Origin of the sequence: Maridesulfovibrio spiralis (SeqCode), from assembly GCF_048571135.1 — a bacterium.
Classification (GTDB): domain Bacteria; phylum Desulfobacterota; class Desulfovibrionia; order Desulfovibrionales; family Desulfovibrionaceae; genus Maridesulfovibrio; species Maridesulfovibrio spiralis.
In genome coordinates this window covers 4016114-4038549 of record NZ_CP182344.1, presented here as the reverse complement: position 1 = coordinate 4038549, position 22436 = coordinate 4016114, and the positions used below count along the sequence as shown (strand labels likewise).

17 protein-coding genes and 1 pseudogene are annotated in these 22436 nt (G+C 46.1%); 12 read left to right on the top strand and 6 right to left on the bottom strand.

The window, feature by feature from the left end:
- Nucleotides 1-6 precede the first annotated feature (6 nt).
- The 4 genes and pseudogenes from ACNI29_RS18100 to ACNI29_RS18085 all read left to right on the top strand — a co-directional run bounded on the left by ACNI29_RS18100 (nt 7) and on the right by ACNI29_RS18085 (nt 5838).
- On the top strand, nt 7-1761 hold the full coding sequence (locus ACNI29_RS18100; protein ID WP_419779763.1) for an ABC transporter substrate binding protein: 1755 nt from the start codon (nt 7-9) through the stop codon (nt 1759-1761).
- A gap of 140 nt (nt 1762-1901) precedes the next feature.
- Nucleotides 1902-2702: a hypothetical protein gene (locus ACNI29_RS18095; RefSeq protein ID WP_419779762.1), complete on the top strand. Its 801-nt coding sequence runs from the start codon at nt 1902-1904 to the stop codon at nt 2700-2702.
- A gap of 165 nt (nt 2703-2867) precedes the next feature.
- Nucleotides 2868-4412, top strand: a complete 1545-nt coding sequence (locus ACNI29_RS18090; RefSeq protein ID WP_419779761.1) for a methyl-accepting chemotaxis protein — start codon at nt 2868-2870, stop codon at nt 4410-4412.
- 291 nt (nt 4413-4703) lie between these two features.
- A pseudogene (locus ACNI29_RS18085) lies at nt 4704-5838 on the top strand (IS3 family transposase).
- Here the strand turns inward: ACNI29_RS18085 and ACNI29_RS18080 are convergent.
- A complete protein-coding gene (locus ACNI29_RS18080) occupies nt 5757-6422 on the bottom strand; it encodes a hypothetical protein (protein ID WP_419779760.1) in 666 nt (221 codons plus the stop codon). The pseudogene ACNI29_RS18085 and the gene ACNI29_RS18080 sit on opposite strands and share 82 nt — an antisense overlap.
- A gap of 668 nt (nt 6423-7090) precedes the next feature.
- Nucleotides 7091-8632, bottom strand: coding sequence for a sigma-54 interaction domain-containing protein (locus ACNI29_RS18075; protein ID WP_419779759.1), 1542 nt, complete (start codon nt 8630-8632; stop codon nt 7091-7093).
- 212 nt (nt 8633-8844) lie between these two features.
- Here ACNI29_RS18075 and ACNI29_RS18070 point away from each other — a divergent pair, with 212 nt between their 5' ends.
- The 8 genes from ACNI29_RS18070 (at nt 8845) to ACNI29_RS18035 (ending at nt 18179) form a co-directional block, all read left to right on the top strand.
- A complete protein-coding gene (locus ACNI29_RS18070; RefSeq protein WP_419779758.1) occupies nt 8845-9219 on the top strand; it encodes a hypothetical protein in 375 nt (124 codons plus the stop codon).
- Nucleotides 9220-9448: 229 nt separating this feature from the next.
- Nucleotides 9449-9721 carry a hypothetical protein gene (locus tag ACNI29_RS18065; RefSeq protein ID WP_419779757.1) on the top strand — a complete coding sequence of 91 codons (273 nt, stop codon included), beginning with the start codon at nt 9449-9451 and terminating at the stop codon, nt 9719-9721.
- 26 nt (nt 9722-9747) lie between these two features.
- The gene (locus tag ACNI29_RS18060) at nt 9748-9966 is read left to right on the top strand and encodes a hypothetical protein (RefSeq protein WP_419779756.1); all 219 of its coding nucleotides are present in this window, start codon (nt 9748-9750) and stop codon (nt 9964-9966) included.
- Between the two features lie 49 nt (nt 9967-10015).
- Complete coding sequence (locus ACNI29_RS18055) at nt 10016-11290, top strand: methyl-accepting chemotaxis protein (protein WP_419779755.1); 1275 nt, start codon at nt 10016-10018, stop codon at nt 11288-11290.
- Between the two features lie 58 nt (nt 11291-11348).
- On the top strand, nt 11349-13568 hold the full coding sequence (locus tag ACNI29_RS18050) for a bifunctional diguanylate cyclase/phosphodiesterase (RefSeq protein WP_419779754.1): 2220 nt from the start codon (nt 11349-11351) through the stop codon (nt 13566-13568).
- Nucleotides 13569-13587: 19 nt separating this feature from the next.
- Nucleotides 13588-14718, top strand: a complete 1131-nt coding sequence (locus tag ACNI29_RS18045) for an ABC transporter substrate-binding protein (protein WP_419779753.1) — start codon at nt 13588-13590, stop codon at nt 14716-14718.
- Nucleotides 14715-16652, top strand: coding sequence for a sensor histidine kinase (locus tag ACNI29_RS18040; RefSeq protein ID WP_419779752.1), 1938 nt, complete (start codon nt 14715-14717; stop codon nt 16650-16652). Before ACNI29_RS18045 ends, ACNI29_RS18040 begins: the two co-directional genes overlap by 4 nt.
- A gap of 243 nt (nt 16653-16895) precedes the next feature.
- Entirely contained in the window at nt 16896-18179 is a 1284-nt protein-coding gene (locus tag ACNI29_RS18035; RefSeq protein WP_419779751.1) for a GGDEF domain-containing response regulator, read from the top strand.
- A 173-nt stretch (nt 18180-18352) separates the two neighbouring features.
- Here ACNI29_RS18035 and ACNI29_RS18030 read toward each other — a convergent pair whose 3' ends face one another.
- The 4 genes from ACNI29_RS18030 to ACNI29_RS18015 form a co-directional block, all read right to left on the bottom strand.
- Nucleotides 18353-19063, bottom strand: a complete 711-nt coding sequence (locus tag ACNI29_RS18030; protein ID WP_419779750.1) for a DUF554 domain-containing protein — start codon at nt 19061-19063, stop codon at nt 18353-18355.
- A gap of 104 nt (nt 19064-19167) precedes the next feature.
- The gene (locus tag ACNI29_RS18025) at nt 19168-19485 is read right to left on the bottom strand and encodes a DUF190 domain-containing protein (RefSeq protein ID WP_419779749.1); all 318 of its coding nucleotides are present in this window, start codon (nt 19483-19485) and stop codon (nt 19168-19170) included.
- Between the two features lie 100 nt (nt 19486-19585).
- Nucleotides 19586-20620: an alpha/beta hydrolase fold domain-containing protein gene (locus tag ACNI29_RS18020; protein WP_419779748.1), complete on the bottom strand. Its 1035-nt coding sequence runs from the start codon at nt 20618-20620 to the stop codon at nt 19586-19588.
- Between the two features lie 97 nt (nt 20621-20717).
- Nucleotides 20718-22427, bottom strand: coding sequence for a cytochrome b/b6 domain-containing protein (locus ACNI29_RS18015; protein WP_419779747.1), 1710 nt, complete (start codon nt 22425-22427; stop codon nt 20718-20720).
- Between the last annotated feature and the right edge of the window lie 9 nt (nt 22428-22436).

The following is a 22436-nucleotide window of genomic DNA, read 5'->3' as shown; positions in this document are numbered from 1 at the left end:
TTTTTAATGGTAGCGTGGGCATGGTGCCGGATATTTTTGAATTGTTTTGCAATATTCTGTTTTTGTTCATTTATTTTTGTCAGTTCTGCGAAAAGCAGTCCTCAACAATTAAATATTCTCATTCTGCATTCATACCATCAGGGACTACAGTGGACGGATAGCATTTCAGAAGGCATTGAAGAGGGGCTTTCCTCTATTTCCAATAATGTTGAGCTTCACTACGAATATTTGGATACAAAAAGGAATTCAGGGGAAGAATATCAGGATTACCTCGTAAATTTTATAAGATTTAAATCCAAGTTGAATAAGATTGAATATTCTTTGATTATTTGCTCAGACAATAACGCCCTTAACTTTATCCAGAAATATGGCGCCGAATTATATCCTGAGATCCCGGTAGTTTTTTGTGGTGTAAATAATTTTAAACCTGACTTGGTAAAAGGGATTGAGCACGTAACAGGGGTTGTTGAGACTATCGACTACAGCGGAACATTGCAGTTGATGTCCGACATTCATCCAGATCGAAATAATATTGTTGTTATCCTTGATAAAACGCCGACTGGCCAAAGTATTAAGAAAGAGTTTGAGTTAGCAGCAGACAAGTTTATAGATAGATTTACGTTTAAGTTTTATCAGGATTTTTGCCTCAAAGAGATAACACAGCCCATCTCGAAGTTGGGTGAGAATGATTTAATTTATCTGCTTACGTTCAATCGTGATAGATCTGGGGCATTTATTTCTTATGCAGACGCAATAAGGTTACTTCATGATGCGTCTAAGGTTCCGATTTATGGCTCTTGGGAATTTTATTTCGGCAACGGAATCGTTGGCGGGATTATTACCTCGGGATATGAGCAAGGTTTTGCTGCTGCCCAAAAAACAATAAAAATTATTGAAGGCCACCCCGCAGATACTATTCCGGTCCAGCTGACCAACACCAATAAAGCAATGTTTGATTCTCGAGAGTTGGAAGTTTTCGGCATAACACCTTTCATGCTTCCTGAAGATAGTTTTATTTCCTTTCAACGTCCTGGAATTTATGAACGTTACCAAGCTTTTATTCTGTCTGTTTTATCCATAATCCCCATTTGTGCCTGCATATTGGCTTGGCGCCTAATCGTTGCCAAAGGTCGTCAGGCTGTCCTTGCACGGATAAATAAAGAGCTGGACTTGCGTGTTGATGAACAGACTAAAAAGCTAAAATTAAAAAATTCTGAATTGGAAAAAGAGATTTTAGAGCGAATCAAACTAGAAAAGGAAATCAGGAAGGTGGCATCCACAGATTCATTAACTGGCATAAAGAATAGGCGAAGTTTTATTGATTATGTCAAAAGTGAGTTCTCCAGATGTAAGCGATATGACCGTACAGTATCTATGCTGGTGATGGACATTGATAATTTTAAATCGGTCAATGACACATATGGTCATCACGTAGGGGATATCTGTTTGAAAAAATTTGTTCAGGTTTGTCTTGGAGAGTTAAGAGGTAGTGACGGATTTGGACGACTTGGGGGTGAGGAGTTTGCAATATTGCTAGTGGAGACGGGTGTTGAAGGGGCCACAAATATTGCAGAGCGGCTCAGGCAGGCTGTAGCAGACTCCGTTATATGTGAAGGGATAAATTCATTTAATGTTACTGTGAGCATCGGCATTACTGGAGTGTTGGATACAGATAAGCAAGTTGAAGAATTGATTCAAAGGGCAGATCAGGCTATGTACCAAGCTAAAGGACAAGGGAGGAACATGGTGATAACTGTTTAATTTTTAGTAGTCGGTTGCTGTTTGGTTTCTCCTATATTTAAAATTGATGATGCAGCATATAAAGTTTATCGTTGTTGTAAATCCGTTTTACAGTTTTAAGTTAAATGATTCAAAAATAGGTTTGTTTGAGGTTGGGTGTTTTGATAAAGATAGTTATTGTTTTCTTGTTGTGCTTTTCCTCTTTAGCGTGGTGGGATCGAGGTTATACTTATGATAAAGAATTTCTGAATGTAGAATCTACTGCTAATGCAACAAGTGATATTGTGCAGAGTAAAAAAATTGTTTTAGGGCTTCGTAGTAAAAAAGACTGTTGGGGAGTATTGCATACAACAATATACACGGAAGCTTTTAGGCGTCTTGGTATTAACGTTGGGTTTAAATCCTTTCCTTTGAAAAGACTAAGTCGGATTATCGATAGATCCGAGAATTTGGATGGAGATATTAGTCGTGTTTATAGCTATTCAGATGCACACCCTAACTTGGTTCGTGTTGAAGAACCTCACTCTATTTCTGCAATTGTAGCCTATTCAAAAGATCCTAACTTGAAACTAGATGGTTGGGATAGCCTGGTAGGATCTCAGTTAAGGATCGATTACAGACACGGGTCAAAAAGGACTCTTGAGATGTTGCGAGCTAGAGCTCCGTGGGAAAAAATGCATAGTGTTCATGATATTAAAGCAGGACTCCAAAGGTTGGTATTAGGCTGGAGCGAAGTTTATATCTGTTCCAGTGCGGCTCCATATATAACAGATGGACTGTTTGAGGGTAGAAATATTTATACCGCTGGAGTTATGCAGGAAACCTCATTTCATGCCTTTTTATTGAAAAAACACAAAGAATTGGCAGTAAGGCTTGCACGTGTTTTGAAACAAATGAAGAAGGAGGGTCTCATTAATAAATATCGCTCTAACGTTGGGCTTTCTGAAATTCACTGGCAATAGTTTGATGTGGTGAGGTGTTTGTCCTTCTTATTTCTATCTGTCATTTTTTTATACAAACATTCTTGTGTGTTGGTATGGTGCGTGTGTGCGCCAATGTACGGTTGATGAAGTCTATTTTAGAAGCAAGTATAAACTTTTATCGTGATATACTGGGAGGTAGTAGGTTTGTCACAGAAGATTGGTTTAACCGGGAAATGTTTGGTTTTGACTGTAGCTATGATCACCTTTTTCTTAGGTCTAGCTTTGTTAGGCTACTATGGGAGAACAGAATTAATCTGGCCAGTCGCATCAGTTGCAATAATCTCTTCATTATTATTCTTTTTGCTGCTGATTAAAAAAGTAATTAAGCCGCTTGCTCAAGTCGCGAAGGTTATCGCTATTGCGAAAGGCGGCGATTTAGAATCTCGTTTTGATGAGTCTTCTACTGATATTGATAATTTAGGCTCAAGTTTAAACCAAGTTTTAGATAAAGTGGTTGATGACATTCATTGGTATCAAAGTTTGCTTGATGCAATTCCTTGGCCTATTTCTGTAACTGATATGCAGATGAATTGGACATTTATCAATAAGGCGGCAGTAGATGTTATTGGAATCAGCCGTGAAGAAGTTGTTGGCAAGCAATGTAGTAACTGGGGAGCAGATATCTGTAATACAGAACGTTGTGGGATTGAATGTTTAAAAAGAGGAGAAGAAGCCTCCTTCTTTACTCAGCCTGGGCTTAATATGGATTTTCAGGTTAATACCGCATTTTTGACAGATCAAAAAGGCGGCCATATTGGTCACATTGAGATTGTTCAAGATATTACTGAAGCCAACGAAATGAAACGTAAAGCTGAGCAAGCTTTGAAAGATGGTATGCTTATGGCTGCCGACAAACTTGGTACCATCGTTGAAAATATTACTTCAGCATCCGAAGAATTATCAAGTCAGGTCGAAGAAGCCAGCCGCGGTGCAGATACTCAACGCGAGCTTGCAGCCGAGACAGCCACGGCAATGGATGAAATGAACAGCACTGTGCTCGAAGTTGCCCGCAATGCCGGGGATGCTGCGGCAAATGCTGATGTCACACGTTCAAATGCTGAAGATGGTGCTGGAGTTGTAGATAATGTGATTAAGTCTATCTCTGAAATTAATCAACGAGTTCAAGAAATGCAGAGAAATGTTGATGAGCTGGGGGAGCAGGCTGAAGGTATCGGGCAAATTATGAATGTTATTACAGATATTGCCGATCAAACGAATTTGCTGGCACTTAACGCTGCAATCGAGGCAGCAAGGGCAGGAGAAGCTGGCAGAGGATTCGCTGTTGTTGCAGACGAAGTTCGTAAACTGGCAGAAAAGACAATGGATGCCACAAAAGATGTTGGTGATTCGATCTCTTCTATTCAGGGCGGAACAAAGAATAGCATTGATAATATGGAGAGAGTCGTTGAGGTTGTAAACCACAGTACCGAGTTAGCTCAAAAATCAGGCGAAGCCCTTGATGGCATTTTGAGTCTTGCAGAAGGAACTTCAGATCAGGTTAGTGCTATTGCCACCGCATCTGAGCAACAGGCTGCCACAACAGAAGAAATTGCGCAGCATACTGAGAGGATAAATCAAATATCATCCGAAACCAGTATAACAATGAGCCAGGCGACAGACGCGATCACCGATCTGGCCCAACAAGCTGCAGAATTACACAGATTAATTGAAGAATTGAGGCAAGCCTAAGGCCTCAATTATTGAGCAGTATTTTAAATAAAATTAAATATTTGTGATGCTTAACCCCGCATCACTTCACCCCATGGAGAGTCCCTGATGAACTTTCGTTCATTGGGGATTCTCATTATCGGTACTGTAACTGCAAACCTTCAGATGGATTAAATGTATTCGTAGGTCGCAGCCATGACTCCGGTCGAATATGTCCAAACACATTCACCATGACGTCTTCCCAATAAGCTGGACCATTTAAAAATAGAGATTTTTGGCAAACCAACCTATTGTCACAGTAAGGAGTTTGCCGTGAAGAAAAGTAAATTTACCGATGAACAGATTGCATTTGCACTACGTCAGGCCGAAACGGGCACAAAGGTCAGTGAAGTATGCCGTAAAATGGGGATATCCGAAGCTACTTTTTACAACTGGAAAAAGAAATACGGTGGTCTTGGCGTAAGTGAGCTTCGCCGCTTGAAACAGCTTGAAGAAGAAAACCGCCAATTAAAGAAACTGGTTGCCGATCTGATTCTGGACAAACAAATGCTTCAGGATGTCTTGACAAAAAAGCTTTGAAGCCTGCCCAGTTGATAAAATTTGCTGAATATTTGGAGCAGGCTTACCAAGTCAGCGTTCGCAGAAGATGTTCAGTTTTATGTCTTGGAAGATCGAGTTACTATTACAAGTCGGTGCGCAAGGATGATACCCCTTTACGACTTCGTATCAGGGATATTGCTAAAAAAGCCGTGTTCGCTATGGTTGTCACAGAATTTATATCCTGTTGAGAAGAGAAGGTTGGTATGTGAACCACAAGAAAGTTCACCGCATATATTGCGAGGAAGGCTTGAACCTGCGCTCTAAACGACCAAGACGACACATATCTGCCGCACGCTGAATGGATCGTCCAGAACTCTCCACTATTGATCAATGCTGGTCGATGGATTTTGTGGCTGATAATCTGTACAATGGCCGAAGAATAAGAGCGTTAACTGTGGTCGATAATTTTAGTCGCGAGTGCTTAGATATTCACGTAGATTCCTCCATAAAGGGGAATCAAGTCGTTGCGAGATTGGAATGGCTGCGTGTCATCTCAGGTAGGAAGCCAATACGCATCCAAGTAGATAACGGCAGTGAATTTATTTCTAAAGCGCTTGATAAATGGGCTTATGAAAATGAAGTAGTTCTGGATTTTTCTAGGCCCGGAAAACCAACAGATAATCTGTTTATTGAATCTTTCAACGGAAGTTTTCGGGACGAGTGCTTGAATACACATTGGTTTTTATCTGTTTCAGACGCTCGAACCAAAATTGAAACATGGCGCAAGGAGTATAATGAATTTCGTCCGCACTCTTCATTGGAAGATCAGACGCCAAACGACTTTGCCCTTGCCCATAAGACACCCTCAGAAGGCCAAATTTTTATATATTTGACCGGTACAGAATAGGGGAAGACCTCATCCATGAAATTATTAGTTCGTATGGACTGATCAACTATTGGGTTTGGTATTTTTGATATTTTTAATTCATATGAAGTTGCAGGACGGACAGCATCTGAAATTTTTTTGAGATTAACAGAGTTATAAATATCTGTAGGAATACAAAACCAAGGATTCTCGACAATTTTTATACCTATTTCTTCATAGGTAAGAGCTGCGAGTCTGGAACAAAAATGTTCTCTTGGATTTTTCCAAAGAGGAAAAATACATTGAATTGCCTGAATTACTCCGTACTTAGAACCTATAGAATTTCTTAGAAAGATAGAGATACGTTCCTTTTCAGATGGCTTTAAATTTGGATATCGGAAAACAGCAACTCTATCTTCAGGTTTGTATATGGATCTTGGAATTGGATTAGAGCAAACTCCAAATGAATGCAAAGCTTCAATAACTGATCCTTTAGTATAACAAATCATGGCATGACTATATGGACCACGTGAAAAGAAGCTTATGGCTTTACTTGTAATTTTTTGGGGTCTTATCAAAATGATGTCACCAATATCAACCCGACTATAATCAACAATTCTATCCATTTGAAATTGACTTCCTACTTTTGAGATTTGAAGTGTATAATTATACCTCATCTGAGTTCTGTGCAATAGTAATCCCCCTGAATCCTATTAACTTTTTGACCCATCTTAGCCGACAAGCACCCCTTAGATACCGTATCGTTATCTCCATATCCTTTGAGCGATGAGTTAACCGGAATCCACACGGCCCCGCATCCCGAATTGACCATCCAATAAAAATCGCCTGTGTGTACTCCGCACAAACACACTGTGTGTACTCAAACCCACGCCACCCCATTATCCCAAGCCCCAAGCGCACCGTCATCCAATGTGTGCACCAAGTGTGTACCGATATACACCCAAATCCCCGGTACACACCAGAGTACACACATTAGGTCCCGGATTGGGCTGGATTATATCGTACAGTATTAGCCTTGAAAACAAAAAAAGCCCCTGAAATTCAGGGGCTTAATAAACAGTATCGGACTGTATAGTTTCATATGATGGCGGGCAATACAAGATTCGAACTTGTGACCTTCAGCTCCGGAGGCTACGGAATCGTATCCGGTGTACGTTATTTCAGGTAGTTAACACCCATTCTTTTCTCTTATATTACGTTTTCACCTGCTAAAAAGGTGAGTAAAAGGTGAGTAGGGGAGAGGGTTATCTTCAGTCTTCCCATTTAATGCATACTAAGACACCTTCCTTCCAAACTTGATCCCCAGCTTGCGCATCCTGCTCCTGAGTGTTCCGGGGTTCATGCCGAGGAGTTCGGCAGCCCCGTTTTTACCTTCTACTTTACCTTCCGCTCGCTCCAGCACACTGCGTATATGTCTGGCCATGGCCTGATCCAAAGTGAGTATTGTATCGTCCTCAATTATATCCGCTTTGCTGTTGGACGGAGTATGTGCGCCGAAATAAATATGCTTTTCGCCAGCTTTTGAATTGGAGCGGATGAGTTCCCTTTCAATAACATTTTCAAGTTCGCGAACATTACCGGGCCACGCATATTCCATCATGTTCTGTATGGTATCCGGAGCGGGATTGAAGGTTTTGCGGAGGTTGAGACTTGCGGATTTCTTTTCCAGAAAATGAGTGACCAGTTCCGGGATATCGCTGACCCGTTCCCGCAAGGGCGGAACCTGAATGGGAAAGACGTTCAGCCGGAAAAAAAGGTCTTCCCTGAATTCTCCTTCCTTAACCATGGCTGAGAGGTCGCGGTTGGTGGCGGCTATGATGCGGGTATCCACCGAGATAGTATCGGCTCCCCCCACGCGTTCAAATTCCTTGTTCTGGAGTATGCGCAGCAGTCTGACCTGTGCGGAAAGCGGCAGCTCACCGACCTCATCCAGAAAAATTGTTCCGAAGTTTGCCCGCTCGAATCTTCCTTTTTTGCGTTTCAGGGCTCCAGTGAAGGCTCCTTTTTCATGGCCGAAGAGTTCACTGTCGATGAGGGATTCGGGAATGGCCCCGCAGTTTACTTTAATGAACGGCCTGTTCCTTCGGGCGGAGTATTGATGCAGGGAGTTGGCAATGATATCTTTACCCACGCCGGTTTCGCCCATGAGCAGCACAGTGCTGTCCGTTGGGGCGACCTGTCTGATCTGCTCCATAACTTTTTTGAGACCGAATTCAGCCCCGATTATCTGGACATCTGTCGAATGGCTAATTTCGTTTTTCAGTGCCCGGTTTTCTTCTTCAAGCTTGGCGCGTAATTCATTGATGGTTCTGTGGCGCAATATATTGGCTACGGCCATGGTAAATGGCTTGCGCAACAGCTTAAGCTGGTCCAGATGTTTTTCCTTGTACTGGTTTGTCTCTTCTGCGTAGATGAACAGCGAACCCAGCCGCACAGAATCCCAGATCAGGCTTATGCGGATAAAAGACAGCTTGCCCGGAATGATTATTTTTGCCACATCTCTGATTACCGCAGGAGTGAAATCGGCATCGTTTACTATGTGGAGGTCGTCAATAGCTGCGGTTACGCTGACAGCTTCCTCTTTTTCAGTGGCGGAAAATTTGTAGTACTGTGGTATATTCCGGTTTTTTCCGGCAAAAGCCGTGGAGATAAATTCAACTGCATTTTTGTCATGCACATAGCGCAGCAGCCCGATTGCGCTAACCGGCATGTAGTCATGGAGAAAGCGCAGGATATTGGAAAGAACAACATCTCCTTCCAGATCCTTGAATAAAGCCTCGGTGGCTTCTTGAAAAAAATCACTCTGCTGAGGCATGCTTCTCCTCCTACCTTTTGCTGTGATATTTATCAGTTCATAACAGTTCTGACAATTAGAGTTTGTAGTTAGGGGCTAAAGTTGAAACATGCAGTCTGGATGCGGACTTTCCGGGACGTCGACAATGTTTGCAATTGATGGCAAGGTGTGCGCAATGCAGGGCTGAGGAGCATGCGCGCTCCTGTTTCAGTTTTTATTTATGTGGAGGATAAGTGGCTATTACCTATGATTTCCTGACACAGGGAGAATTTCTTGTGGTTAATTCCTATGGGGAGATATCTTCCCATGAGGATATGATCGAGCATGCGGAAAATGTCATTGATGCCGCTCTCAGGCTTGGCCTGACCAAAATTCTCATCCAAAGCAGCAGTCTGTCCATTCAGCTTGACCCGCAGGAGGCTTCTATGTTTGCACAAGGTATCGATCATCTTGAATTAGTTTTCAAAGGGTTTAGGATTGCTACTGTGGTTGCTCCCGAAAATATACAGTCCCGCGCCTTTATCGAAGACGCTCTTGTCAAACGAGGGGTGATGTATAAGAAGTTCGAAACCCGCAAAGATGCCGCTAAGTGGCTGACAAATAATTAATATTTCCAACCTTTCGGTTTATTTTCCCCTTTATATAATTCAGTCCAAGACCTGAACGGTCCTTTCTGACACATTCAACAGAATTTCATGCTTCTGCGAAATATCTCAGTTTATTCTGAGATATTTCGCAGTTTTGTTTTGTTGCGATTTCTTAAGCTGCTGTTTTTGTATGAATATTTTTTGGCACGCATTTGGCTTTATGTAGAAAGCAACAACAAAGGAGTTTTCAGTGTATTGCCTAGAAAGAATACATATCCGCACTTTTTCAAGTGAGGCCTATCAAGAGTTAAAGAAGGAACTCTGCAAGGCGGAATCATCCCTGAGTGACGAGGGTCTGCTAGAAGTTTCGATCCTCAACAACATCAATGTGGATGGTGATCTGGTGGTTATTTTGAAATGGGAAAAAGAGCTGCCGCAAAACGGGAGTCGTCTGGCACAGGAGCTTACTTCTGTTCTCAATGAGTACGGATTTTACGATAAAACCACTTGGGAATTTTTGTAGTTAATTAAAATATAGAGGTAGAAAATATGTTTGCATCAACAACCAAGCGCAATTGCATAGCGGCATTTCTTACATTGTTCATTGTTTTCCTGATCTCCGGGGCTGTTCTTATCTATAATATTTCAGGACATACCCTGCTTATTTCAGGTTGTCTGGGTACACTTTGCCTGATTGGCCTGTTTGCATGTCTGATGGTGGTCGGGAAAAATAAATTCCGGGGAAACGCTGTTAGTCAGTGCGATTGAAAGTTGTAGTTTGGATGCAGTCCCTGACAATTCCCCCTCAGCAGTTGCTTTGGATACATTGATCAAAGCCAGAGTCAAATATCAGGACCTCTGCGACTCCATTGTACAGGGACTGCCTACAGCTTTTCTGCTGGTCGACACAGAAGAGCGTGCTCTGGCAACCAACCGTGAAACTCTTGAAATGCTGGAGATAGACGGTTCTGTCGAGTCCCAGCTGGGCAAGACACTGGCGGATATTTTCTACAATGATCCGTCCCGTGAGACTGCTGTGGGCAAGGCCATGTATCAGGGGCAGACTTTCCGTAATCTTGAGGTTTCCATTACCGGACACAAGGGCGGGACCCGCCACGTTCTGGCTAATGTCTATGCCCTGCGGGACAGCAAAGGGGAATGTCTGGGCGGTTTTTGCCTGTACATCGATATGACCGCTCTGCGCGAAAAGGAAGAAGAGCTGGCCACGCGTAATATGATTATCAGTCAGGCTGCGGATCAGGCGGAGAGCATTTCCAATCAACTGGCCTCTGCCACCGAGGAATTATCCGGGCAGGTGGAGTTGACCAGTGAATCCAGCAGAACAAGCACAGATCTGACCGGCAGGGTCGCCGCCAGCGTGGAGCAGATGAACACCGCAGTGCTGGAGGTGGCCCGCAAGGCAGCGGAAACAGCAGACCTTTCCGGTCAGGCCCGCAGGAATGCGGATGAAGGGGAAAGGGAAGTGCGGGAAATAGTAGAACGCATTTCAAAACTTGAAGGACAGGCCCGCGATCTTTCCGAGAACATGCAGGATCTGAACAATCAGGCCCAGTCCATTGAATCCATCATGTCTGTCATCACCGACATCGCCGACCAGACCAACCTGCTGGCTTTGAACGCAGCCATTGAGGCCGCCCGTGCCGGGGATGCCGGGCGCGGCTTCGCTGTGGTCGCCGACGAGGTCCGCAAGCTGGCTGAAAAAACCATGGATGCCACCCGTCAGGTGGAAGAAAATATCAATCAGATACAGGACAGTACCCGGACCAGTGTTGAAGCCACTGAAAATACTGCCAGAGAAGTGGGGGCAACTGTAGAGGTAGTGGAAAGAGCCGGTAAATCTTTGGCTAATATTGTTGAACTTACCAGACAAACCTCCCATGATGTGGAATCCATCGCTGCCGCAGCAGAGGAACAGTCCGCTGCCAGTGAAGAGATTGCCCGTTCAACCGAGGATATCAGCATGTCCGCACAGCACACCTCAAGTGCCATGGATGAATCCGCTATTGCCCTCAATGATCTTTCCGAGCTGGCAGGTGAGCTGCAAAATATTATTCATGGGATGCGTAATTAATGCTAATGTTATGCAAACAGCATTGATCTGATCAGCATACATTTATACTGGAGCCAATATGAGTGACGACAAATTTATCTTCATGGAAGAAGAAAATAATGACGGTTCACCGGAACAAGAGTCCATGAATCCGTGGAAGATTCTTATTGTCGATGATGAAGTCGATGTCCACGAAAGTACAGTCTTTTCCCTTCAGGACAGCATTATTCTGGATCGTCCCCTTGAATTTCTGCATGCCTACTCCGGTGCGGAAGCTGTTGAAGTACTGCGGGAACACGGTGACGTTGCTCTTGTCCTGCTTGATGCGGTCATGGAAACCGAGGATGCGGGATTGCAGGCTGCACGGAGTATCCGTGAAGAACTGGGCATGGAGGATATCAGGATCATCCTTCGCACCGGACAGCCCGGGCAGGTCCCGGAGCTGGAGACCATTACCAGATACGACATCAATGACTACAAGACCAAAAGTGAACTGACCCGAACCAAATTGCTGACAGCCTTCATCGGGGCCCTGCGTTCATGGCAGCAGATTAAGCGAATAAACAACAGCAGACGGGGGCTTGAGAAAATTGTTCACGCGAGCAACCAGTTTCTTGCCGATCAGGGGCTTCAGGGTTTTGCTGAAGGGGTTATCACCCAGATGGCGGGATTATTTGATGTTGAGCCGGACGGAATTGTTTGTGCCGCTTCCTGTGAAGGTGATTCTGGCAAACCTGAAGAATATAAAGTCATTGCCGCAGCCGGGAAATACAGCCCTTTTATAAACAAAACCGTTCACGAACAATCCGACCCGGATATTTTTAAAACCATACGTGAAACCCTCAAGCGGCAAGAAAGTCTGGTGGAGGAAAACAGTATCACCGTATATTTCAGTGATTCATATAAAAGGAATTTTGCCACCTGGATCAAATCTTCTCGTCCTTTAAGTGAGGTTGATAAGGAACTTCTGGAAATTTTTTGCACCAACATATCCCTCTGTGCCAGCAATATCGAACTGGTTAAGCAACTCAAACGGCAGGCCTGGGAAGATCCTGTGCTGAGAATCCCTAATATGGCCGGGCTGCTGAAGAATATGAAGAAATGTCTGGAAGGTGGAACAGCACAGGGAATGGAGCTGGCCCTTCTTGATATTGACGGATTCAACCAGATAAACGAGCTGCTGGGCCACGGTTATGGTGACTCCATTTTAAAATCTCTGGCCGGACGTTTGCGCACAGAGCTGGGGGAAAAGGCTTATGTTGCCAGAGTTGCAGCCGATGTTTTTGCTGTTCTGGCTGAAAAGGAAACTTTTTCTGCGCAGGTTTTGCAGCGGCTGACTTCCATGTCGACCAATTCTCCCAATGGAGAACTGGAATTATCCATATCCATCGGGATTGCCGGGCTTGACCCGGAAAACGGAGTCGCTCGGGCTCAGATTCGCAAAGGATTTACAGCACTCAAAAAGGCAAAATCCGAAGGAAGCGGCCAGAGTATACGCTATACCGGAAGCATAGGAGCGGAGACCCGCAAACATGTTCAGATTCTGCACGAACTTAGAAGTGCCCATGCGGAGAATCAATTGTCCCTCGTTTTTCAGCCCCAGATATCCCTTGAAAATAAAAAGGCATTCTGCTGTGAAACCCTGTTGCGCTGGCAAAAGCCTAATGGGGACTTCGTGTACCCGGACCAGTTTATTCCCTTGGCCGAACAGTCCGGGTTGATTGTGCCCATCGGAGAATGGGTGCTGGAAACGGCTCTTAATGGACTCAAGGAAATTCATGCAGCCGGCTTTCCTGAAATGACCATGGCGGTCAACGTTTCCGCAGTGCAGTTCAGGCACAGGAATTTTCTGTCCATGCTGGACGGGGTTCTTGCAAGAACAGGTATTGGCCCGGATAAGCTTGAGCTTGAGATAACCGAATCCATTTCAGCCATGGGTATTGAAGATATTCTTAAGATTCTGAATGGCATCCGCAGCCGGGGGATCAGCATTGCCGTGGATGATTTCGGCACCGGATATTCATCCCTTTCCTCTCTTGATAAGTGGCCGGTGGATCGGCTCAAGATCGATCGTAGCTTTGTGAATAATATGGAAGAGCAGAGCGAAGGTGCCCGGCTGGTTGACCTGGTTATCCCCCTTGGAAAACAGTTGGGTATGAAGGTTCTGGCCGAGGGTGTGGAGACAGAAGAACAGCTGCACCACCTGAAAGAACTGGGCTGCGATGAAGCTCAGGGATACCTGATTTCCAGACCTGTCCCCCTTGATGAACTCATAACGTGGCTGAAAGCTGAATCTTAAACCCGGAAGAGAGAGGGTCATGAAATATCAAAATCGTTTTTTTGTTCTCTGGGGCCTGCTGCTGTGCGTGATGTGTATTTTATTTACAAGTTGTTCCGGGGAAAAGGAGCCTGTCAAGCTCGGATTGCTGGCCGGGCTTTCCGGGCCTAATGCAGACCTTGGTCATGCGGGCAGAAACGGGGCTATTTTAGCCGTGGCTGAGATAAACAAAGACGGGGGAGTCGGAGGGCGTCAGGTTGTCTTGAGAATCCGTGATGATGAGAACAGCAGGGAAAAGGCTGTAAGTGCCGTCAAAGGATTAATGGAGGAAAAAGTTTCGGCCATTGTAGGGCCTTTTACCACCACCATGACTGAAGCCGTGCTTCCGGTTACCGATTCTGCCGGAGTGCTGCTTTTTTCGCCCACGGCATCATCGACAAAGTTTTCCGGTCTGGATGATAATTTCATGCGCATTTGTTCCACCACGGCAGATAACGCGAAAAGTTATGCTGATTTTTTGTGTGCGGATCGTAAGGTGCGCCGCATCTCTGTTGCTTTGGAAGAAAAGAATCATGGTTTTGTAAAAAGCTGGCTGGAAGCTTTCAAGGTCGGGATAAAAAAATATGACACCAAGATGGTGTCGGAAGTTTGGTACAGGGCCGACGCTCTGCACGGCTATGGACATCTGATTCAGGAGCTGCTCAGCCCTGCGCCGGATGCTATCCTGCTGGTTGCCAACGCTGTAAACGTGGCCCGCATGGTGCAGCAGATTCGCAAGGTTGATGCTGAAATTAAAATTTTTGCTGCTGAATGGGCCGGAACCCAGCAGTTGATCGAGCTGGGGGGCAGGGCTGTGGACGGACTGGAAGTTCTGCACCTGTTCAATAAATACGGCACTGAAAAAGAATATCTCCGTTTCAAGGATGAATATAAGGAGAAGTTCAAGGCCGATCCCGGCTTTTCAAGCATTCTGGCTTATGAATCAGTTAAATTGCTTTTGAGTGCCATGGCAAAACAGAAGGACGGACAGCTTCTGAAAAATGCAGTGCTGGAGAACAGTCCCTATCAGGGATTGCAGGGAGAAATTTATATCGACAAGTTTGGTGATTCGGTGCGGAAAACATTTTTTGTGACTGTAAACGGAACCCGATTCGCTCCGGTGGCACGATGAGAAAAAAATCAATTTCTTATCGCTGGTTCATGATTCTGCTGATGCTTGCCATCACTTTGATCACTCTGGTTGTGTCCGGGTTGATCATTTACCAGCTGCGGGAAAATGAAATCCGTGAGCAGGAAATACAACATGCTGCCGAAAGAGTTAAAGATCTGGGGCAAAGAACGGAAAGCATGCTGCAAAGTGTTGAGCAATCGCTAATTACGTATGCGGAAATCAGCAATGATGTCAGTAAAGCTGAATTCTCACAGCTGCTGCTGGATACGGTTAAATTACAACCGCTGATCAGATCCATGTATTTTCTTGATGCCGAAGGAAGGTCTTTTGCGGTTTGGAAACCGGGTATCGGTGATCCGCAAAATCCTGACCTGATCGGAATTGATTTTTCCTACACACCTTTGTTCAAGCAGCTTGATACCCAGCATAAACCGGTATGGAGTGATAAATTCGTCTCCGCTCTTGCCGGGGATATCTCTGTGGGAGTCGGGGTCAGGGCCGGAAATCATCTTGCCATAGCTGAGATTAATCTCAATTCTTTGTTAAAGGTTGTGGAATCGTTCAGCCATTCAGCAGTAAGGATAGGAGTTATCGACCGTATCGGCGAGGTATTGGTTGATACAAAGCATCCTGAAAACGCGGGAAGCCTGAACCTGCAACATGAACCCATTATGGAGTTGATTGTTCAGGGTAATCCGCTCCCGGAGGCAGTTCGTTTTGCCGGTGGTTATTATCATCCAGGAGCTTACCGTTCACAAAAACTGGGCTGGCTTTTTCTGGCCGGGGTTTCTGCCGGACTGGATAACCCTAAAAGATCTGATGCGCTGACAATTATTCTCTTATGTTCGGGAGCATTCCTGATTATCGCTGTTTTTATTACCCCCTTGTGGTCATATTTTATTTCTTCGCACATCGTGTCCTTACGGCGGCAGGCTGAAACCATTGCTTCAGGTGAGGATTCCGCGGAATACCGTAAAGGAAGCATCCGTGAATTCAACGAGTTGTCTGATTATCTTCAGCTGATGGGAGGGCGCATCCGTAAGCGTGAAGGAGATTTGAAAGAACTCAACCAGCAGCTTGAACAGCGGGTGGCTGAACGAACGGCGGAACTTGAATCAAGCAACAGTGAATTGAAAGAGTCTCTTGATACCAATACCAAAATGCAGGCTTTGCTGGTGCAGACCGAGAAAATGGCCGCGCTTGGAAGGCTGGTCGCCGGGGTGGCTCATGAATTGAACACCCCCATCGGCAACGCGGTTATGACCATCTCCACCCTCAGGGATGAATTGCGCCAGATCAATGTGGAGATGGAAAAAGGGCTACGTAAATCCTCTCTGGATTATTACCTGGACCAGAACGAACAAGGGCTCAAAATCGCCGAGCGTAACGTTGAACGCGCCGCAGAACTGATCAGCAGCTTTAAACATGTGGCCAGCGACCAGACCAGTTCTGTCAGGCGTAAATTCGGACTGTCCGCAATGGTCGATGATGTGCTCCTGACTTTGCATCCGACTTTGAAAAGATCACCTCATCGACTTGATTCAGCTGTGGAGAAAGGACTTACCCTTGACAGCTACCCCGGTGTCGTCGGGCAGATTTTGACGAACCTTATCGCCAATGCGTTGCTCCATGCCTGGGATGACGGTCAGCGGGGAGTCATTTCAGTCGTGGCTGGAGAGGCCGCTCGAGAAGGTTGGGTGAGGATTAGTGTTGCTGATGACGGTAAAGGAATTCCGGAAGAGCTGCATGATAAAGTCTTCGATCCGTTTTTTACCACCAAAATGGGGCAGGGGGGAACCGGATTGGGTCTTAATATTGCCTACAACGGGGCGGTAAATATCCTTGGCGGAGAGCTTCGCTTCGAAAATGGTGACGGCGGCGGGGCCATCTTCATTCTTGAAATTCCTCTGGTGGCTCCGGTCATGGATAACTAAATCTGATCGTATGCTGCTTTTTTATACTTACATATTTATCAGTTTCGGCTCTTACTGATACATTTCACAGTTGTTCTGTGAAAAAGCACAGTTCGAGACTTTTTGTTTATTGTTCAATGTTCTAAATTAATTGCCTTTTTGCTTTGGCATACATTTGGCAATGTTTTAGTCTGTTGATTTTGCGAGCGGCCTTTGTTTTCAGCAGGGGTCAATTATATAAAATAATTACTTTGGGGTCTAAGTATGTCAAATAATATCCAATGTCCTGATTCAGGGCGTTCTGTTAAGGTTTTAATCGTAGAGGATAGCATTACTTTTGCCGGAATTCTTAAAAGAAGTATTCAGGCCAAGCTTAATGTGGAAATTGAATTATGCCGCGATTATGCTTCAACCGTAGAATGCCTTAAAAATCGTAAAGATGAATTTTTTGTAGCTCTTCTCGACATCGTTCTTCCTGACGCGCCGGACGGGGAAGTTGTCGATCTGGTTGTATCGCATGATATCCCATCAATCGTGTTTACCGGTGAAATAAGCGATGAACTGCGTGCTACCATGTGGAGTAAGCGCATTGTTGATTATGTTCAGAAGGTCAATTTTGATGACATCGAGCATGTTGTCAGACTGGTGGACAGACTGAGAAAAAATATATTTTCCAAAGTCCTTGTTGTGGATGATTCTTCCACAAACAGGTCTCTTTTTCATGACCTGCTGAAGGTCTTTAATTTTAAGGTTGTTGAAAGTGCTGATGGCAAGTCGGCTTTAGATATGGTGGATGATGAAATACAGCTCGTAATTGCAGGTAGTGATCTGCCTGACATGCACGGGGCTGAGTTTGTTAAAGAGCTGCGTAAAAAATATCCCAAATCAAAACTGCCTGTAATATGCTTTGCCGGTGAAAGGGACGCCTCCATCACGGCTGATGTGCTGAAGGCAGGGGCCAATGATTTTATAAATAGTCCCTTCGTTACTGAGGAGTTTTATTGCAGGGTTGCGAATACTGTTGATACTGTAGAGTATATTGATACCATTAAGAAAATTTCTGATAACGATTCTTTAACAGGAATTTTGACCCGCAGTTCCCTGTTCAAATACGGCGAGAAATTGCTGAGTCAGCAGAGGCGTTCACAGGCCTCGCTGGTGGCGGTGATGCTGGATATCCATAATCTCCGGGGATACAATGAGGCCCATGGGCAGTTTGTGGGAGATGAGGTAATCAGGCAGGTTGCCGGAATGTTGAGCAGACGTTTCCGCAAAGGTGACGTTGTAAGCAGATATGGCGGCGATGCTTTTTGCCTTTTATGCGCTGATATGAAACTTGAATATGTTGAAACTGTCTTTAAAGAAATTGCAGCCGATATTGCAAAAACTCCCATTGAGACAGGTGAACACACCATTAACGCCAATGTGTGCGTAGGAATCAACACTTTAACGAATGATTCCCTTGAGGAGATGATTGCAGGCGCAGAGCAGTTCCTTCGTGTGGCCAAAGTAAAAGGAGCCGGCACAGTGGAATGCGGGGAAGCTTAGATTCGTGATAGCTAAGGGCTGCTAGTACTGTGTTTTGATTACTAGTATGCAGTTATATTAATTTACTAAACCGCTCCTGATTTGCTCTATGCACGAGTGTCAGGAGCGTTTTTTTGTGCTTGAATTATATTTTTGAATTATTTGATCATAGATTTTGGCTGGTTGATCGTAATTTAGAAATATATTGCCCAGAGATATGACAGGGGCATAACCAGAAACAGGGCCGGAATCATGTTGGCGACCGGAAATTGTTTTATCCCGCAGATTCGAAAACCGGTGGCGAGCATGAGGATTCCGCCGCAGGAAGAAAAATCGGCCAGCATGTCCGGGGTTGTCAGCGGCAGGATCAGTGTTGCCCCCAGAAAGAGCAGGGTTTGTATTGCAAATTGGGGCAGGACCAGAACGCCCACGGTAAAGCCCATGGTCGAGGCGAAGATAGGGGCGGTGAATAGATCGAGGATGGATTTGACGATGAGCAGGGTCGGGTCTCCGGTCATGCCTTCACTCATGGAACCGTAAATTCCGGTTCCGCTCAAACAGAAAAGGACCAACAGGGCTACGAATTTATCAAGGAATTCTTCCTGACTGATGTCGCCGGAAGGGCGGGTCAGTTTTTCTATTACGATGCGTGCTTTGTTGGCTGCTTTCTGGATCAGGTTTTCCAGCTCAATAATTTCGCCTAAAAGCGAGCCGACTACAAGAGCCAGCATAACCGGGGCCAGCAGTTTGACCTTGACGATCATCGCCACGCCGAGCCCCATGGAAGCACAACCGAAGACCATAGGCATGCGGTTACGGATATTCGCGTTAAGTTTCGGGCCGATAAGTGCCCCGGCAACACTGCCGCAAAGCAGTGCTGCTCCGTTGATGTACGGACCTATCATATGAATTTCCTTTTTAATTTAACTAGTAGAGATAAAAAATGCGGCTGTGAAGCTGGCTAAAACTCCACAGCCATTAAGATGGTCAGCCTAAGGGAGAGATGGGCTTAACCGTCAAATGTAAAGCCGAATTCAGCTTTAGATTTGGTATAGAAAATATTGACTTCTGCCGCTTGCATGGCGGCCATCAGTCTGTCGCATTCATTTTCGCTGAGGGCCATGGTGACCAGTTGCGGCGGGTCTTCAAAATCAAAATAATTGCCGGAATGAAAGCGGCCGTCATGACCGAACCCTTCTTTGCCGGAAAAAAGGGTCGCCCCGCGGACTCCGATTTTTTTTGCTTGTTCAACAATCCAGTCGGCTAAAGGAATTCCTTCGTGTTCGCGTGTTTTTTGGGTGAAAAATGTAAATAAGTATCCTTGCATGATCAGTAACCGTATTTTTTGAGCATTTTCAATCCACGGAAGGCGGCCCGGAGGAGGGCCGCCTTCCTTTTTTTGTGGATTTATATGGCTAACGTTATTTTTATAAATCGGCGTTTTCGTCGACAGTTCCGACCTTACCCTTCACCGGTAGTCCTAGATTTTCCTTAAACCAGTCCACAACCTTGTCGATAACCGGTTTCTGAAACCAGACCAGTGCTCCGTGTTGCGCTCCTTTGAGCAGGACGTAATCGGCCTTGTTGTTTTCTTTTTTGAGGGCCAGATAAAGCTGCTCGCTTTGGTGAGGGGAAACAAGGGTGTCCCCGCTGCCGTGCATGATCAGGAAAGGTGGTTTTTTACCTTTTACGTGACCCATGGGGCTGGCGTACATGGCTTTTTCTGGATCACTCATGATTGAGGCCCCGGTAAAGGAGGCGAAAGCGGGGCCGTGAACCAGCAGGGCTTCGGTTACGGCCGGTGACTCGTGTACTTTTTTGATTTTATCCGGGAAGCCTTCCCCGATTGTCATCAGGTTGGAGATGCCGAAGATGGTTGCTGCTGCCTGTACGTCCGAGGATTTGTCCAGAAAACGCCCTTTGTCGAAATCTTTTTCACCGTTGGTCAGCCCGACCATCTGGGCCAGATAGCCGCCTGCGGAGTTGCCGAGCACCCCGATGCGTGAAGGGTCGATATTAAGTTCCTGCGCATGTTCACGCAGGTAACGCACTGCGGACTTGCCGTCTTCCACCAGCGCGGGAAATTTGTCGGGTACGACCCGGTATTCTGCCGAAGCGACCACATATCCGGCTTCAGCCAGATCCATGCGCAGTTCGCAGTATTTACCGTTATCTGCGGCTTTGAAGCCGCCACCGGGGAAAAAGATGATGGCGGGCTTTAATTCACTGGTACGCGGGATGAGCAGGGACATTTCAAGCTGGCGCACCCCGGTGGTGCGGAAAATCTGGGAGTAGACAACTCCGTCAATGGCATCGATCTGCGGGCGGGTGATTGCCGGGTCCATGACCTCCGCTCCGGGGGTGTATCCGGCAAGGATTGCATCTTCGGCATAGGCGTGATTCTTGGTGAATGTGATCAGCATTGTCACGATGGCAGCCAGAACTAGAAATTTTGAATTCATAGGATCCTCCATTGGAAAGAAGATAGTTTGTCAGTTGAAAGTAGTAAAGTGTTGCGGCCCCCGCCCCGAAGGGCAGGGACCACTTTATGGAGGTTTTTTATTCGTAATGGTGCCCGGTGATCATTCCTTTGATCATGGAACGGACATGTTTTCCGGTTGTGGTCATGTAGACATGCAGCATGAGGAAGGCCACATAAGCCACCGCCAGAATGTAGTGCACTGAGGCCAGTCCTCTGGTGGTTGCTTCGGGCAGGAACCGTGCTGCCAGTTCAGGAACCAGCAGGCAGAGTCCGCTGCCGACCATGGCGAGCATGCCGCCGCAATAAATCAGCAGGTAGGTCAGCTGCTGTACCGGGTTCATGCGCTGCTCCTTGCTGGGATGATGTGGCTTTTCTGCACCTTGGAAGATCCCCTTGGTGTAGTAGTCCATCTGGGCCCAGAATCCATCTACCGCTTTTCTGCCCAGCGGCAGGTACTGACCGATTTCGCCAGTGAGCAGCAGGTAGGAGAGGAATAGCACAAAGTGAATGCTGATCAGTACACCTGCCGCATTATGCAGTTCCACGCTGAATTCCATGGGCAGGCTTAAGACCGCTCCGGGATAGTGGACGCTGAATCCGGTGACCATAAGGATTAGGAAGAGAACGGCGTTAGTCCAGTGCATAATCCTGACGGTCAGGGGGTAGATGATTTCCCCTGCCACTTCAGGACCGGCACTTTTGTTCTTGCTGCGGCTGGTAAAGCGCAGAGTTCCGTGAATGAAGAGGAGTAGCAGAACTCCGAGCAGGAACAGATTGGCCCGACCGTCCCAACCTGCGGTCTGACCGAGACCGGGAACGTAGGTACTGCCGAATGCGCTGACGATTTCATCTCTGCTTACGATCCGGGTGACGAGCGGACCGTTGTCATCGGGGTTGATATTCGCCTTGAGCATTTTTCCGATCAGTTCTTTATCGTCAAAGAATCCTTTATTCAGATAGGAACCGCCGCCCATCTGTTTATCAGTGTAGCTCTTGATGCGGGTAATGAGCATGGATTCATTTTCAGTATGGCAGGCTTCACAATTGCGCAGGGATTTTTCCTTGGGCAGGATTGCATGCACCTGTGCGTCAGTGTCTGCCGGGGTGTGGCACTCAACGCAACGCACGCTGGCGAAGTGCAGATCACGCTTAGGCAGGAACTCATGGGAGAGGTTCTGGGTGTACACGGCTCTTCCGGAGATATCCTTGTAGCGGATGGCACTGGTGTGACAATCCACGCAGACCTTGTTGCTCTCGGCAACTGAACCTGCGTAGGAATCCATCTCAGTCACTTTCTGCTGGGTGTGCGGATTGTGGCAGTCAGTACAGGTTATTTTGTTGCCCTGTTTCTGAAAGTGGACGCTTTTGCCCATCTGGGTGCGGATATGGTCAAAGCTCTTGTCATGGCAGTTCATGCAGGAGGGCAGGGCTTCACGCTTGATATCATGCGGGATATCCTTGAAGTCGCCCATTTTTGCATTGGGAGCGTGGCAGACCACGCAATCCATATTACCGTGCACGCTGCGATCGTATGCATGGTCGGAAATAAGGATTTCAAGACCGGCACCGCGTTCGGTGACAGGACGCAGATCCTGGGTTGCGTGGCAGCTCAAACATCTGTCCTTACGCAATTCTTCAGGGAAGACCGGGGCCGACTCTTTGATGACAGCCACGGCTTCCGGCGCATTATCGGCCCCTTCCGCCGCATGCCCCTCTGCCCACGCACCCTGTAGCGGCAGGGCGCAGAGCATGAGCAGGGTCATTAAGTATAATATTGATTTTTTCACTGTAGCCTC

What these genes read in the sequence shown, in the direction of transcription:
- ACNI29_RS18060 (WP_419779756.1), top strand. Translation starts at nt 9,748, where the DNA reads ATGTTTGCATCAACAACCAAGCGCAATTGCATAGCGGCATTTCTTACA.
- ACNI29_RS18075 (WP_419779759.1), bottom strand. Translation starts at nt 8,632, where the DNA reads ATGCCTCAGCAGAGTGATTTTTTTCAAGAAGCCACCGAGGCTTTATTC.
- ACNI29_RS18035 (WP_419779751.1), top strand. Translation starts at nt 16,896, where the DNA reads ATGTCAAATAATATCCAATGTCCTGATTCAGGGCGTTCTGTTAAGGTT.
- ACNI29_RS18080 (WP_419779760.1), bottom strand. Translation starts at nt 6,422, where the DNA reads ATGGATAGAATTGTTGATTATAGTCGGGTTGATATTGGTGACATCATT.
- ACNI29_RS18030 (WP_419779750.1), bottom strand. Translation starts at nt 19,063, where the DNA reads ATGATAGGTCCGTACATCAACGGAGCAGCACTGCTTTGCGGCAGTGTT.
- ACNI29_RS18045 (WP_419779753.1), top strand. Translation starts at nt 13,588, where the DNA reads ATGAAATATCAAAATCGTTTTTTTGTTCTCTGGGGCCTGCTGCTGTGC.
- ACNI29_RS18020 (WP_419779748.1), bottom strand. Translation starts at nt 20,620, where the DNA reads ATGAATTCAAAATTTCTAGTTCTGGCTGCCATCGTGACAATGCTGATC.
- ACNI29_RS18040 (WP_419779752.1), top strand. Translation starts at nt 14,715, where the DNA reads ATGAGAAAAAAATCAATTTCTTATCGCTGGTTCATGATTCTGCTGATG.
- ACNI29_RS18100 (WP_419779763.1), top strand. Translation starts at nt 7, where the DNA reads ATGGTAGCGTGGGCATGGTGCCGGATATTTTTGAATTGTTTTGCAATA.
- ACNI29_RS18050 (WP_419779754.1), top strand. Translation starts at nt 11,349, where the DNA reads ATGAGTGACGACAAATTTATCTTCATGGAAGAAGAAAATAATGACGGT.
- ACNI29_RS18025 (WP_419779749.1), bottom strand. Translation starts at nt 19,485, where the DNA reads ATGCAAGGATACTTATTTACATTTTTCACCCAAAAAACACGCGAACAC.